This window comes from Modestobacter altitudinis (genome assembly GCF_005930475.1).
GTDB lineage: Bacteria > Actinomycetota > Actinomycetes > Mycobacteriales > Geodermatophilaceae > Modestobacter > Modestobacter altitudinis.
Map to the genome: position 1 here is coordinate 14,437 of NZ_SJEW01000068.1, position 13,248 is coordinate 27,684.

15 protein-coding genes are annotated in these 13,248 nt (G+C 70.3%); 10 read left to right on the forward strand and 5 right to left on the reverse strand.

The window, feature by feature from the left end; all coding sequences use genetic code 11:
- Nucleotides 1–3: 3 nt before the first annotated feature.
- The 5 genes from FHL79_RS25915 to FHL79_RS20055 all read right to left on the reverse strand — a co-directional run bounded on the left by FHL79_RS25915 (nucleotide 4) and on the right by FHL79_RS20055 (nucleotide 3,993).
- Nucleotides 4–573 (reverse strand): hypothetical protein, encoded by a 570-nt coding sequence (locus FHL79_RS25915; RefSeq protein WP_246081037.1) that lies wholly within the window; start codon nucleotides 571–573, stop codon nucleotides 4–6.
- 128 nt (nucleotides 574–701) lie between these two features.
- Nucleotides 702–980 carry a carbon storage regulator CsrA gene (gene csrA / locus FHL79_RS26640; protein ID WP_439331135.1) on the reverse strand — a complete coding sequence of 93 codons (279 nt, stop codon included), beginning with the start codon at nucleotides 978–980 and terminating at the stop codon, nucleotides 702–704.
- A 133-nt stretch (nucleotides 981–1,113) separates the two neighbouring features.
- Nucleotides 1,114–2,016, reverse strand: coding sequence for a flagellin N-terminal helical domain-containing protein (locus tag FHL79_RS20045; RefSeq protein WP_138760333.1), 903 nt, complete (start codon nucleotides 2,014–2,016; stop codon nucleotides 1,114–1,116).
- Nucleotides 2,016–3,467: a flagellar hook-associated protein FlgK gene (gene flgK, locus FHL79_RS20050; RefSeq protein WP_138760334.1), complete on the reverse strand. Its 1,452-nt coding sequence runs from the start codon at nucleotides 3,465–3,467 to the stop codon at nucleotides 2,016–2,018. Before flgK ends, FHL79_RS20045 begins: the two co-directional genes overlap by 1 nt.
- Before the next feature lie 40 nt (nucleotides 3,468–3,507).
- Nucleotides 3,508–3,993 (reverse strand): flagellar protein FlgN, encoded by a 486-nt coding sequence (locus tag FHL79_RS20055; protein ID WP_138760335.1) that lies wholly within the window; start codon nucleotides 3,991–3,993, stop codon nucleotides 3,508–3,510.
- A 192-nt stretch (nucleotides 3,994–4,185) separates the two neighbouring features.
- On the opposite strand from FHL79_RS20055, the gene FHL79_RS20060 reads away from it, so the two are divergent.
- The 10 genes from FHL79_RS20060 to fliG all read left to right on the forward strand — a co-directional run bounded on the left by FHL79_RS20060 (nucleotide 4,186) and on the right by fliG (nucleotide 13,094).
- Nucleotides 4,186–5,118: a sigma-70 family RNA polymerase sigma factor gene (locus FHL79_RS20060; RefSeq protein ID WP_138760336.1), complete on the forward strand. Its 933-nt coding sequence runs from the start codon at nucleotides 4,186–4,188 to the stop codon at nucleotides 5,116–5,118.
- 139 nt (nucleotides 5,119–5,257) lie between these two features.
- Nucleotides 5,258–6,520 (forward strand): flagellin N-terminal helical domain-containing protein, encoded by a 1,263-nt coding sequence (locus tag FHL79_RS20065; RefSeq protein WP_246081038.1) that lies wholly within the window; start codon nucleotides 5,258–5,260, stop codon nucleotides 6,518–6,520.
- A 276-nt stretch (nucleotides 6,521–6,796) separates the two neighbouring features.
- Nucleotides 6,797–8,209 (forward strand): flagellar filament capping protein FliD, encoded by a 1,413-nt coding sequence (gene fliD, locus FHL79_RS20070; RefSeq protein ID WP_138760338.1) that lies wholly within the window; start codon nucleotides 6,797–6,799, stop codon nucleotides 8,207–8,209.
- Between the two features lie 38 nt (nucleotides 8,210–8,247).
- A complete protein-coding gene (fliS, locus tag FHL79_RS20075; protein WP_138760339.1) occupies nucleotides 8,248–8,634 on the forward strand; it encodes a flagellar export chaperone FliS in 387 nt (128 codons plus the stop codon).
- Nucleotides 8,631–9,014: a hypothetical protein gene (locus tag FHL79_RS20080; RefSeq protein WP_138760340.1), complete on the forward strand. Its 384-nt coding sequence runs from the start codon at nucleotides 8,631–8,633 to the stop codon at nucleotides 9,012–9,014. The genes fliS and FHL79_RS20080 overlap by 4 nt, the downstream gene beginning before the upstream one ends.
- Before the next feature lie 217 nt (nucleotides 9,015–9,231).
- Nucleotides 9,232–9,579 (forward strand): flagellar basal body rod protein FlgB, encoded by a 348-nt coding sequence (gene flgB / locus FHL79_RS20085; RefSeq protein WP_138760341.1) that lies wholly within the window; start codon nucleotides 9,232–9,234, stop codon nucleotides 9,577–9,579.
- A 1-nt stretch (nucleotide 9,580) separates the two neighbouring features.
- Entirely contained in the window at nucleotides 9,581–9,985 is a 405-nt protein-coding gene (gene flgC / locus FHL79_RS20090) for a flagellar basal body rod protein FlgC (RefSeq protein ID WP_138760342.1), read from the forward strand.
- Nucleotides 9,986–9,987: 2 nt separating this feature from the next.
- A complete protein-coding gene (fliE, locus tag FHL79_RS20095) occupies nucleotides 9,988–10,320 on the forward strand; it encodes a flagellar hook-basal body complex protein FliE (RefSeq protein WP_138760343.1) in 333 nt (110 codons plus the stop codon).
- Nucleotides 10,320–11,876 carry a flagellar basal-body MS-ring/collar protein FliF gene (gene fliF / locus FHL79_RS20100; RefSeq protein ID WP_138760344.1) on the forward strand — a complete coding sequence of 519 codons (1,557 nt, stop codon included), beginning with the start codon at nucleotides 10,320–10,322 and terminating at the stop codon, nucleotides 11,874–11,876. Before fliE ends, fliF begins: the two co-directional genes overlap by 1 nt.
- A 144-nt stretch (nucleotides 11,877–12,020) precedes the next feature.
- A complete protein-coding gene (fliG, locus tag FHL79_RS20105) occupies nucleotides 12,021–13,094 on the forward strand; it encodes a flagellar motor switch protein FliG (protein WP_138760345.1) in 1,074 nt (357 codons plus the stop codon).
- The last annotated feature ends 154 nt before the right edge of the window (nucleotides 13,095–13,248 follow it).

Sequence of the window (13,248 nt, forward strand, 5' to 3'; positions counted from 1 at the left end):
GCGTCAGACGAGGACGGGGGCGCCACGCCGGGCGGTGGAGGTGCTCGCGCCGGCCATCTCGTGGGAGGTGCGCGGCGAGGGGATCCGCGGCGCGACGGTGCGCGGGCGCGCGGTGTCGGCGGCCTCGAGGACACCGGCGGCAGCGGCTCGCTCGGTCTCGCTGGGCTCGCCCACGTAGACCGGCATGTAGTCGTAGAGGTCGGTGAACAGACCGTCGGCGAAGGCGTACGCGGCCTGCGCCTGGTCGGAGAACTTGGCGATCAGCTCGCGGGGGCCGAGCTCGACACCGACGGTGACCCGGACGACGCGGTCGTCGCCGCTCAGCCCGGTCAGGGTGAAGGGGACCATGTCGTGCCGCAGCGCCAGCGCGGACAGCGCGGCGAGGCAGCGGCGGGTGGCCGACCGGCGGGGGCGCAGCTGGACGTGCACCACCACCGTCTCCGGGAGGACGGACGTGGGGCACACCGGCTCGAGCGCGTCGGTGCCGACGGCGTCGAAGAGCCCGTCGACGGTGGTGTCGACCCGGAGGTCCACACCGTCGGCCGGACCGGATGCGAGTGCGCTGAGTTCCATCGTGTTCTCCCCCTGTAGCGGTGGCGCTGTGGGGAGAGACTTGCGCAGGATCAATCCGGCCGACGGCGAGACTCGCCGTCCTGTTACCAGTGAGACAGACGAGTCGAGCGGTTATTGAGCCGTATTGGTCACGGTGTTGTCACATCTTGCTGAGGAGCTCGGCCTGACCCTGGCGCAAAGGCTGCCAAGGCGGCCATCGCGTCGGCCGCGACCTCGGCAGCGAGGCTGTTCGCCTCGGTGATCTGCCGGTAGACCTCCTCGCGGTGGATCGTCACCTCGCGAGGGGCCTTGAAGCCCAGTCGCACGGTGCCGCCGCGCACCTCGACGACGTAGACCTCGATGTCCTCGCCGATCCGGATGCTCTCGCCGACGCTGCGGGTGAGTGTGAGCATGGGGAACCCCTCCATGGGTCGTGTGTCGCCATCCGTGGCACCCGCCGGTCGGCGGGGTCAGGAGGAGCGCTCCGTCGCAGGACGGAGCAGCTGCCCCCTGTCGTTCTCGGCAGGCGTCATGCCCGCCAGGAGGTCCGGCGACCCCTGATCAGCGCAAGAAGTCCAGCAGGGTGGGCTGCAGCACCTGCGCCGTCACCTGGAGCGCTGCTTGGTAGCTGACCTCCTGGGCCTTCATGGTCATGATGGTCTTCGGCAGGTCGACGTCCTCGGTCGCGGCGAGCGCCGCCGACAGCGTCAGCGCCCGAGCCGAGTTGGTCGTCCCGGCCCTCTCCATGCGCTGCGCCCGGGTCCCGACGTCAGCGGTCGCCTCGGTCAGCCGGCTGATCGCCTCGTCCAGGGCGGCCAGGTCCTCGGTCAGCGCCGGCTGGTCGTCGCCGGTCGTGTGGGTGGCGATGTTCTGCACCACCGCGAACAGGTTGGATCCGTCCGGGCTGCCGAAGGCCTCCGGTCCGGTGACGTCGACCCGGATGGTCTCGTTGTCCGACACCCGCCGGTTGATGGCTGTGGCCTTCACGTCCTCGTCGAACGCGACGCCGACGAACTCCCCGTCGTCGTACGCGGTGGCACCGGACGTGACCCCGCCGAAGAGCGGCCGGCCGGCCACGACCTGGTTGGCCTGGCCGAGCATGCTCTCCCGCAGTCCGCTCACCTGACTGGCGATCGCCTGCCGGGTCTCGGCGTTCCCCGCACCGCTGTTGAGAGCCTGCACGGTCAGGTCCCGCACCTTCAGCGTCTGGGCCAGCATGTCCTGCAGCGCCGAATCGGTGGCCTCGAGGACCGTCGTCCCGTCGGTGATGTTCCGGGCCTGCTGGTCGTTGTCCGCGATGCTGCGGCGGGTGAGCATCGAGGTGTTGGTGCCGGTCGGGGAGTCCGACGGGCGGCTGATCGTCGTCCCCGACGTCAGCTGCTGCTGCAGCTTGTTCAGGGCAGCGAGGTTGCTGTTCAGGCCGAGCAGGCTCGTCTGCGTGATCGCACGCTGGGTGATCCTCATCAGGAGACGCCCATCCGGTTGATCACGGTGTCGAGCATCCCGTCGATCGCGGTGATCATGCGCGCGGCGGCCGAGTAGGCGTGCTGGAACTGCAGCATGTTCGTCATCTCCTCGTCGATGCTCACGCCGGAGGTCGACTCGCGTGCGGCGTCGACCTGCGTGCTGATCACGCTCTGCGCGGCGAGGTTCCCCGACGCGGTGGAAGCCTGCACCCCGAGTCCGACGATCATCTTCCGGTAGAGGCCGTCCGCCCCACCCGCGGCCGAGCCGAGCTGGGCCAGCTCGTCGGCGTTGAGACTGTCACCCGAGGCGACCCCGCCCGCGGCGGTCGGGGACAGGGAGGCGGCGGCCAGCTCGTCCGGGTCCTTGATCCGGAGGTTGATCGTGGCCGCGGTGACTGCGGTCCAGTCGACCGCGTCGTCGCCGGTTCCGGTGCCGTCGTCCAGCAGCGGATGGTTCGTGTTCCCGGCCAGGTCGTACCCGGACTGGTGCACCTCGTTGAGCGTCTTCACCAACTGCTTCGCGACGTCGTCGAGCGACTTCTTGTAGTGCGGGATCGTCTTCGTCATCGCGGTGAGCTGGCCCTCGGCCGTGCCACCCGGCTTGATCGTCGTCCCCCCGGGGACGGTCACGATCCGGGGCGGGTCGATGGGCGGCGCGGTCGCCGTCGTCAGGTTCGTTGCCCCACCGACCGCCAGCGTGACCGAGTTCTTCCCGGAGACCAGCGTCATCCCACCCAGGTTCAGGGTCACCGTGCCGTCCGCCTCAGCGGTGGAGGTGGCGCCGGTCTGCTCGGCGACCTCCAGCACCAGTGCGTCCCGCTTGTCGGCGAGCTCGTTGGTCGGCAACCCGGCCTGGCTCGCCCGCTTGATCGACTCGTTGAGCGTGGCGATGGACGCCGCGGAGGCATTGACGTCGTCGACCAGCACGCCGAGGTCGTCGAGGCCCTGCGACCACTGCTGGTCCAGCGTGGCGTTGATCGTGTGCAGGCTGGCGACCACCGTCTGGGTCGTCTGCAGCACCGCCGTGCGCGCACCACCACCGTCCTTGGCCGTGGTGTTGTTCGTGACGTCACCCCAGGCGGACCACATCTTCGACAGCTGGGCCTGCAGGCCGTCGTCACCGGGCTCGTGGAACGCGTCCTCGATCTGGTTGAGCGTGGTCTGCTTCACCGTCAACGACGCCGTGGTGGCGCGCTCGACCTGCGCGCGGCTCTCCATGAAGGCGTCGCGGATCCGGATGACGGAGTCCGCGTCGACGCCCTCACCGATGCCCGAGCTGGTCGAGAACACCGCCGGGACGGCGGAGCCGCCCACGGACGTGAGATCGACCCGCTGCCGCGAGTAGCCGTCGGTGTTGACGTTGGCGACGTTCTGCCCGGTGACGTCCATCGCGCGCTGCGCGGCGAACAGCGCCGAGGACGCCGCGGACAGTCCTGAGAAGGTGCTCACTGCCCTGCCCTTGTGGTCTCGTCGGATGTCTGGTGGTGGGTCACAGCGCGCCGTCCAGGGTCACCGAGCGGTAGGCGTTGCCGGCCGCGCGACCGCTGTTGGTGTACGTCCCGGCGGACGGCGTCCGGACGCTGGTCAACGCGTCGCTGATCGCCGACAGACCACCCTCGAGCATCTCCCGGTTGGCGTCGGAGAGCCCGCGCAGCTCGGTCACCAGGACCAGCAGGGTCTCGTGGTGCTTGGCGTAGAGGTCCGACCACGGAGCCGGCGCGGAGTCGGCGAGCTGGCGCAGCGAGGGATTGGCCTCCATGCCGAGCCGGCCGGCGATCTGCTCGGTCGCCGCAGCCCGCTCCACCTCGAGCGTGCGGAGCTGCTCGAGGACCACCTCGATCTCATGGGCGATGCGCGCCAGCCACCGGGTCTTGCCCGACAGGATCAGGTACTGCTTCTCCTCGGCCTTGAACAGCAGCAGGTCGAGCAGCTCCTGCTCCCGCCACAGCAGGGTCGACAGGTGCTGGTGGTCCATACCCGGCCCCTCCCTCGTCGTCTGCGCTCGCAGCTGCCCACCGGTCGGCGGGTGCTCGTCGAGGGAGCCATCGGCACCTCCGCCCGGCCGGTCAAGCCGAGATCCGGACTGTGCCGACCTGCCGATCCGGGTCCGCACAGACTTGGCCCAGGATCGGTCCCGGAGCGGGCGGATCCTGCCGAGAAGGACGTCGTGAGCCCAGCCCGCACCCTCGTTGACGAGCGCCCGCCCTCCGACGTGGACGCGCTGGTGACCACGCACCTGCCGCTGGCCCAGTTCGCGGTGAACGCGGTGGCCGCGCGGATCTCGCTGCCCAGCCACGTCAGCAGGGACGACCTGCTCTCCTGCGCCCACGTGGCCCTGGTGGAGGTGGCCCGACGCTTCGACCCCGGCGCCGGCGCGACGTTCTCCACGTACGCCCTCCCCCGCCTCCAGGGCGCCGTCCTGGACGAGCTCCGCTCCGGCGACTGGGCCAGCCGCTCGGTGCGGGCCGCGGCCCGGCGGACGGACGCCGCGGCGGACGCCCTGACCATCCGGCTGGGCCGGCCGCCGACCCGGGAGGAGCTGGCCGAGACCCTGGGGGTGCCGCGCAGCGAGCTGGACACGCTGCAGGTGGACGTCCACCGGGCCGTGATGGTCAGCATCGATGCCGAGACCGGTTCCGAGGGCGGGTCGCTCGACCTGCCGGCCACCGGGGACTCCCCCGAGCGGGCGCTGCTGCGCGGCGAGCGCGCCCGGCACCTGCAGGAAGCGATCGCCGCGCTCCCCGACCGGCTCGACGAGGTCGTCGAGCGGAACTTCTTCGGCGACGAGTCGCTCACCGAGATCGCTGACAGCTTCGGGGTCACCCTTTCTCGGGTGTCGCAGATGCGGGCCCGCGCGCTGACCCTGCTGCACGCGGCGATGAGCGAGATCTGGGAAGGGCAGACCGTGGCCGCCGACGGCGGGGTGCGCGCGCGCAACCAGCAGCGGGCCTACGTCGACCGAGTGGTCGCCCAGCAGACGGCCGCGCGCACGGCCACTCCCCCACCGTCCGTACGTGTGCCTGCCCAGCGAGCCCACCGACGACCGACCTGGCAGCTCCCGACACCGGCGACGTCGCAGGGAGCGGCTCGACCCGCCTGAGGGGACCGGTTCGAGAAATTCTCGCGGTTCGGCTCAAGGAACCACGGCCGACAGCCGTAACCACATCTGTCACACCCCGCAGCACGGATGCAGCGGGACCACCTGATCGCCCCCGATTCCACGGAGGAACACCATGGGCATGAGCGTCAACACCAACATCGCGTCGATGAACGCGTACCGCAACCTGTCCTCGACCCAGGACTCGATGAGCAAGTCGCTCGAGCGCCTGTCCTCCGGTTTCCGGATCAACCGCGCGGCCGACGACGCCGCCGGCCTGGCGATCTCCGAGGGCCTGAAGTCCCAGATCGGTGGCCTGACCCAGGCCGTCCGCAACACCCAGGACGGCACCAGCGTCACGCAGACCGCGGAAGGTGCGCTGAACGAGACCACCTCGATCCTGCAGCGCATGCGTGACCTGTCGGTCCAGGCCTCGAACGACGGTGGCCTGAACACCGACGCCAAGACCAGCATCCAGAAGGAGATGACGCAGCTGAAGGAGGAGCTGACCCGCATCTCCGACACCACCACCTTCAACGGCACCAAGCTCCTGGACGGCAGCTACAACAAGACCTTCCAGGTCGGCGCCAACGCCGGTGAGACCATCGGGGTCAGCATCAAGACGGCCTCGAACACCGGTCTGGACGCCGTCGGCCTGGGGGTCGGCAACATCAACGTCACCGCTGCGGGCGGCACCTACGCAGCGGCCACCAGTGGGACCGCCGCTGGCACGGTCACCAGCTCGGCTGCCAACGCGACCACCGCTGGCAGCCTCGTCTTCCACAGCGCCGGCTCTGCCGGTGTCGATGACTTCACCGCCGACAAGACGGCCTTCACCGGCCTGACGGGCAGCGTTGCCTTCGGTGGCAAGACCTTCGACCTGTCGACGGTGGACTACTCGGGTGCCACGGACGGGGCGACCGCGCTGGCCGCGCTGAACCTGGCTGCTCGCAAGACCCTCGGGGTTTCGGTCAGCCCCTTCGCGGCCACCAGCGCCACTGCGCTGACCTTCTCGCTGGCGTCCACGGAGCCGGCCATCTCGGGCATCACCGCCAGCGGCGGCAAGGCGCTCGGCACCGCCACTGACCAGGTCGCCATCGCCTCGCCGAAGTTCTCGGCACAGTCTGGTGCCTCGGCTGCTATCAACGCCATCGACGCGGCCATCAAGACGGTGTCCGGCGTTCGGGCCGACCTGGGTGCCATCCAGAACCGGTTCGAGCACACCATCAACAACCTGAACGTGGCCATCGAGAACACCACCGCGTCGAACTCGCGCATCCGCGACACCGACATGGCGGCCGAGATGTCCAAGTTCACCCGCAGCCAGGTCCTGACCCAGGCCGGCACCTCCATGCTGGCCCAGGCCAACCAGTCCACGCAGAGCATCCTCAAGCTGCTGGGCTGATCGACCTAGCTCGACCCGGTACCACCTGATCCACCCGAGGAGGGGGGAGGCTGCGGCCTCTCCCCTCCTCGGCGTGCCCGGGCCGGCCCGGACTCCAGAGGCCGCGTTGACGCGGCGACAGCCCGCCGACGCCACGCGGGGAACTCGTCCGGGGGAGCCGGTGACGAAGTCGGGGCGTTCGAGTCAAGGAGCGCCCCGTCCGGACCGATCTCAGGAGAACAGGCTCGTCGCCCGCACCGGGGCCGCCTGGACCACGACGTCAGAGGAGAAGCGCCCATGGGCATCAGCACGGGAACCGGTCTGTCCTCCGGCATCGACTACACGTCGATGATCACCCAGTTGATGCAGATCGAGGCGCAGCCCCAGGACCTGCTGAAGAACCAGCTGGCCGACAGCCAGGACGACGCCAAGGCCTACCGGGAAATCAACACGTCCCTCGCCTCGCTGTCCTCCGCCGCGCAGGCGCTGACCGGCAGCGGTGTCACCGCGGCCCGCAAGGCGTCCAGCAGCAGCACGACCGCCGCTGCGACGGCGGGGGCGACCGCCGTCCCCGGCAGCAGCGTCAGCTTTTCGGTCTCCCAGCTGGCCACGGCACAGACCTCACTCAGCGCCGGCACCTGGGCCTCCTCCTCTGACCCGATGCAGGCAGCCACCAGCTCCACTGGCACCATGCCCGGCTGGCCGCTCACCGTCACCCAGGGCGGGAAGAGCACCACGATCAAGCTGGACGCCGGCGCTTCGCTCAACGACGCGGCGGCGGCGATCAACAAGAGCGGCGCCGGCCTGTCCGCGAGCGTCATTCACCTGGACACCGGCTACAAGCTGCAGGTCACGGGCGCGGCGACCGGGACTGTCGGCTCCTTCAAGATGACGAGCGACGCAGACCCCACAGGCTCGGCGTTCACCAGCGCCGCACCTCAGGACGCCATCATCAAAATCGGGGGGATGCCGCTGACGTCGTCGTCCAACACCTTCAACGAGCTGCTCACCGGCGTGTCGGTGACCGTCTCGCAGGTCAGCGCCGCGACCGACGCCGCCACCACGATCACGGTGGCCAACGACACCAGCGCGGTGACCGCCAAGGTCAAAGCCATGATCGACGCGGCCAACACAGCCCTCAGCACCATCAGGAGGAACACCGACAGCAGCCAGGGCAGCCCCGCGGCGCTGAAGGGCAACTGGACGCTGACCAACCTCGCCAGCCAGATGCTCACTCAGGTCTCCAACGCGGTCGGCGGCTCGTCCCCGGCCAAGGCGGGGATCTCTCTGAGCCGGGACGGCACCATCAGGTTCGATGCCACCGTGTTCTCCGCGGCCCTGGTCGCGGACCCGACGCTCACCCAGAAGATCGTGGGCGGCGCCACCGGCGCGGGCGCCGACAACATCAACTACACCCCCGACGACACGATCGACACCGACGGGCTGGCGTCCCGGCTGTCCTCGCTCGCCGAGCGCGCCAGCGACTCCGCTGCGGGCATGATCACCAACCTGGCCAACAGCCAGGACGCCCGCACCAAGGACATCCAGAAGCAGATCGACGTCTGGAACCTGCGGCTGGCCTCCCGCAAGGCCTCGCTGACCACCCAGTTCAACGCCATGGAGAAGGCGCTGGGCGCCCTGCAGAGCCAGTCGACCTGGCTGACCGGGCAGCTGAAGTCGCTGCCCTCCTGGTCCTCGTCCGACTCCTGATCTCCACCGCCGCCGCACCGACCCCTGGAGAACCACCGATGAGTGCCGCTTCGCTCCGCGCGCGTTACGTGAACAACTCGATCGCCACGGCGTCACCCCACCAACTGCTGGTCATGCTCTACGACCGGCTCGCCCTCGACCTCGAGCGCGGGCACACCGCGATGGCCGCCGGCGACCGCGAGCAGGCCAGTGCGCAGCTGCAGCACGCGCAGGAGATCATCCTGGAGCTGCAGGCCAGCCTTCGCGTCGACATCTGGGACGGCGGCCCTCGGCTCTCTGCCCTGTACGCGTGGCTGCTGTCGGAGCTCATCCGGGCGAACACCAAGGGCGATCTGCGCCGGGTGGCCGACTGCCGGAAGATCGTCGAGCCGCTGCGGGACGCCTGGACGGAGGCTGCGGCCTCCCTCGCCACGAGTCCGGCATGACCGGCGGCGGCCCTGCTCATGGGGCCCGGAACCGCGCCGCGGACTTCCCCACCCTGGTCGACGAAGCGCGTTCGTGGCCGGCAGTCCTGGACGCCCTCGAGGGCGACGTCCTGGACGCCGAGGAGACCCTGTCCCGCGGCCGGGCCGAGGAGATCGCGGCCTGGGGGCGACGCACCACCGACTGGATACCCCCGAGCAACCTCGGGCCGCTCCCCGACGACCTCCGGGAGCGCGCCGCCCAGCTGCTGCAGCACCAGTTGGCGGTCGCCGAACAGCTCGTCGAGCGGATCACCCAGTCCCAGAAGCAGCGGGACGTGGCCGCACGGATGTCCTACGCCCCGACCCGCCCGGTCGCCCTGTACGTCGACCGGGCCATGTGAGCGGGGCCCCCTCCCCACGCTCGGAAGCCACATGACCGTCTGCACCCGACCAGGTGCAGGCGGTCATGTTCGTCATAGGGACTGCCGATGACTTGAGGGCACGGAGTGCACCATCCCGCCACGGATCGGCGGACCCCCGCCCGCAGGCACCTCCTGCGGGTGCGTCCCGCCGTACCCGGAGGTAATCCGTGCTGCGTCGCTCCCCCACGAGCGCCCGGTGATCACCGACACGACCATGACCGCGCTGCACGCCGCCCTGACCGGGCTGCAGCAGCGGGCCGACGTGACCGCCGACAACATCGCCAACGTCGACACCCCCGGCTTCCTCGCCTCCCGCGTCAGCTTCGAGTCGACGCTGCGGAACGAGCTGGCCAACGGGCAGACGCCGAAGGTCGCGCAGGGCTCGGTGGACCAGTCGATGGACCCGACGAACACCAACGGCAACAACGTCAACCTCGACACCGAGACGACGATCGCCACCGAGACCGGGCTGCGCTACCAGCTGGCGCTCAACGCCCTGGACGGCAAGTACAGCCTGCTCCGCTCGGCGCTGAGGACCTCCTGACATGAGCACGTTCGACGTCCTGCGGATCTCCGGGTCCGGGCTCTACGCCAACCGCAAGTGGATGGACGCCGTCTCGGACAACCTGGCGAACATCAACACCGCCACCTCCACCGACCAGGCCGCCTTCCAGGAACGGATGATCGTGGTCCAGGCCGCCGACTACGGCTCCGGCCAGGGCGGCGTCCAGGTGGCCGGTGCGCAGTTCGGCAGCGCCGAGGGCCGGGTGGTCTACGAGCCGGACAACGCCCTCGCCGACGCCGACGGCTACGTCCGCTACCCCGACATCGACATGGGCGACCAGATGACCCAGTTGATCCAGGCCCAGCGCAGCTACCAGGCGAACCTGTCCTCCATCGACCGCGCCACCGACGCCTACCGCGCGGCGCTCCAGCTCGGGAAGGGCTGACCATGACCTCGCCGATCGCAGGCATCACCTCCGCCATGTCCGGCGTCTCCGGGCTCAGCGCACTGTCCGGGATCGCCGGCACCGCGGCGACCCCCGGGACGACGTCGACCTCCGGGGCCGACTTCGCCTCCATCCTGGCCGGCTCCGTCGACCAGCTGCAGGGGATGCACTCGACCACCGACGCGCTCGCCACCCAGGCCGCCACCGGCGACCTCAACGACGTGACCGACTACATGATCGCCAGCAACGAGGCGAAGTTGGCCACCGACACCGTGGTGACGCTGAAGAACCAGGCGGTGTCCGCCTTCACTGAGATCATGAGGATGAACATCTGATGCCTGCCGCCCTCGCCGGCCCGCTGGCCAAGGCCCGTTCGCTGCTGCAGACGATCAGCATCGGCCAGAAGATCGTCATCGGCCTGCTGGTCGCCGGGCTGGTGCTGGGCGGCTTCGTCTTCTACCGCTGGATCACCGCGCCGACGCTGTCGCCGCTGTTCTCCAACCTCGCCTCGGCCGACGCTTCCGCGATCGTCGAGGAGCTCAACACCGAGGGCGTCCCCTACGAGCTCGCCGACGGCGGGCAGACCATCATGGTGGCCCAGGACACGGTCTCCAGCCTGCGGCTCACCATGAGCGGCCTGGGCCTGCCGGCCGACAACGAGTCCGGCTACGCGCTGCTCGACGAGCAGGGCATCACCACCAGCGAGTTCCAGCAGCAGGTGTCCTACCAGCGCGCCCTGGAGGGCGAGCTGGCCAACACCCTGAAGGCCCTGGACGGCGTCAACGAGGCGGTCGTGCACATCGCGCTGCCCAAGGACGAGGTCTTCGCCACCGACGAGGGCAAGCCGACCGCCTCGGTGCTGCTGGACCTGGCACCGGGCACGTCGCTGTCCGGTGAGCAGATCCAGGCGGTCACCCACCTGGTCTCCTCCAGCATCGAGAAGATGGACCCGGCCGACGTGACCGTGGCCGACTCCACCGGCGCCGTGCTGTCCGCGGCCGGCGAGGGCGCGACCGCGGGCACCGGGGACGCGCAGGCCCAGGCCGAGCAGGAGTACGAGGCGCGGCTGGCCGCCAACGCGCAGCAGATCCTGGACCGGATCGCCGGCCCGAACAACGCCGTCGTGACCGTGCGGGCGGACCTCAACTTCGACAAGGTCGACACCACCGCCGAGTCCTACGACTACACCGCGGGCACCCCGGCGATCTCCGAGAGCACCACCACCGAGGGCTACACCGGCGCCAACGGCGCCACCGGCGGTGTGCTGGGCGCGGAGACCCCGACCACGGGCGGGACCGGCGACTCGACCTACGACAAGTCCTCGACCACCTCCAACAACGCCGTCGGCAAGACGGTGACGACGACGGAGGGCGCGGTCGGCACCGTGGACCGGCTCACCGTCTCGGTCGCCATGGACAGCGCGACAGCCGGCGGGGTCGACCAGGTCCAGCTGCAGAACCTGGTCAGCAACGCCGTCGGGCTGGACACCGCCCGCGGGGACGCGATCACGGTGGCGAACATGGCGTTCGACCAGACCGCCGCGAAACAGGCCGCGGCCGACCTCGAGGCCGCCCAGGCCGCCGAGAAGAGCGCGCAGATGTGGTCGCTGGTGAAGACCGGCGGCATCGCGCTCGGCATCGCGCTGCTGGTGCTCGTCGTCTGGCTGCGCTCGCGGCGCAACCGGGAGGAGTACGAGGAGTTCGAGGACGAGGAGCCGGACTTCGAGCCGATCCAGGTCGAGAGCATCCGCGACCCGGCGCTCGACGACCGGGCCCACCAGATCGCGGCGGCCCAGCGGGAGAAGGTCCGTGGCGAGATCTCCGAGATGGTCAGCGACCGCCCCGACGAGGTCGCCACCATGCTGCGCGGTTGGTTCGCCGACGCGAAGTGAACGACCGCCGGTGGCGGGTCGGGTCCTCGGTACCGGGGACCCGGCCCGCCATCGGCGTCTCGTGGACCTGGTGCCCGACCGGGCCCGGGACTGCCGATGGAGGAGGAGGGCGCCGATGGTGCCCCCGAGAACGAGGAGTGAGCAGTGAGCATCGCCAGCGTCGAACAGCTCGTCGGGGTGGCACCGACCTCGGTCATACCCGTCGTGGTGGCCCGCAAGGAGCTGCCCGGCCTGCGGAAGGCGGCGGTGTTCCTGGCCCAGCTCTCCAAGGAGGAGGCCGGCGCCGTGCTCGCGCAGCTGCGCCCCTCCGAGGTCGAGAAGCTCACCAGCGAGCTGATGCGCCTGCAGGGGGTGGACGGCGCCGACGTCGACGACGTGCTCAGCGAGTTCCACTCCCTCATGCAGGCCCGCCGCTTCGTCGGTACCGGGGGCGTCGAGTTCGCCCGTGAGGTGCTGGCCGCCGGCCTGGGCGAGGAGAAGGCCGACGGCATCCTGTCCCGGCTCAACGTCGTCTACACCGAGCTGCCGTTCGCCTCGCTGCGCAACAGCGACGTCCGCCAGCTCGTCACCTTCCTCAAGGACGAGCACCCGCAGGTCACCGCGCTGGTGCTGGCGCACCTGCCCGCGCCGCAGTCGGCCGAGGTCCTGTCGGGCTTCCCGCCCGACCAGCAGGCCGACGTCGCCTACCGGATCGCGGTCATGGACCGCACCTCGCCGGAGATGGTCCGGATGGTCGAGGAGGAGCTGGGCCGTCGGATGGGCTCGCTGCTGGCCTACCAGGACATGGCCACCGTCGGTGGCGTCGAGACGCTCGTGGAGATCATCAACCGCTCCTCCCGGCCCACCGAGCGCTCCATCCTGGAGTGGCTGGAGGGCAGCGACCCGGAGCTGGCCGAGCGGATCCGCTCGCAGATGTTCGTCTTCGAGGACATCGTCACCATCGACGACCGGTCGCTGCAGCTGGTGCTGCGCGACGTCGAGGCCAACGACCTGGCCACCGCGCTCAAGGGCGTCCGCACGGACGTCCGGGACAAGGTGGTCCGCAACCTCTCCGAGCGCGCCGGGGAGAACCTGCTCGAGGAGATGGAGCTGCTCGGCCCGGTCCGCACCCGGACCGTCGAGGAGTCCCAGGCCAAGATCGTCGCCGTCATCCGCACGCTCGAGGAGCAGGGTGCGCTGACCATCTCGCGGGGCGGTGAGGACGATTTCGTCGCCTGACGTCAGCCGCGGGAGCACCCGGGAGACGCTGCTCCTGCGCGGCGCCTCCGCCGCCGACGCGGTTCCCTACCAGCGCGCGGGCGACGGCGTGCCGACCTGGGGCCGTCGCTCCGGACGGCGCAGCGAGCAGCCGGTGACCGCCACTCCCCCGGTC

Bases quoted from the DNA above. Each gene is read 5' to 3' on its own strand.
- fliE (WP_138760343.1), top strand. From the start codon at position 9,988: ATGACCTCGCCGATCGCAGGCATCACCTCCGCCATGTCCGGCGTCTCC.
- FHL79_RS25915 (WP_246081037.1), bottom strand. From the start codon at position 573: ATGGAACTCAGCGCACTCGCATCCGGTCCGGCCGACGGTGTGGACCTC.
- csrA (WP_439331135.1), bottom strand. From the start codon at position 980: ATGGAGGGGTTCCCCATGCTCACACTCACCCGCAGCGTCGGCGAGAGC.
- FHL79_RS20055 (WP_138760335.1), bottom strand. From the start codon at position 3,993: ATGGACCACCAGCACCTGTCGACCCTGCTGTGGCGGGAGCAGGAGCTG.
- FHL79_RS20045 (WP_138760333.1), bottom strand. From the start codon at position 2,016: ATGAGGATCACCCAGCGTGCGATCACGCAGACGAGCCTGCTCGGCCTG.
- fliF (WP_138760344.1), top strand. From the start codon at position 10,320: ATGCCTGCCGCCCTCGCCGGCCCGCTGGCCAAGGCCCGTTCGCTGCTG.
- FHL79_RS20065 (WP_246081038.1), top strand. From the start codon at position 5,258: ATGAGCGTCAACACCAACATCGCGTCGATGAACGCGTACCGCAACCTG.
- FHL79_RS20080 (WP_138760340.1), top strand. From the start codon at position 8,631: ATGACCGGCGGCGGCCCTGCTCATGGGGCCCGGAACCGCGCCGCGGAC.
- fliD (WP_138760338.1), top strand. From the start codon at position 6,797: ATGGGCATCAGCACGGGAACCGGTCTGTCCTCCGGCATCGACTACACG.
- flgC (WP_138760342.1), top strand. From the start codon at position 9,581: ATGAGCACGTTCGACGTCCTGCGGATCTCCGGGTCCGGGCTCTACGCC.
- fliS (WP_138760339.1), top strand. From the start codon at position 8,248: ATGAGTGCCGCTTCGCTCCGCGCGCGTTACGTGAACAACTCGATCGCC.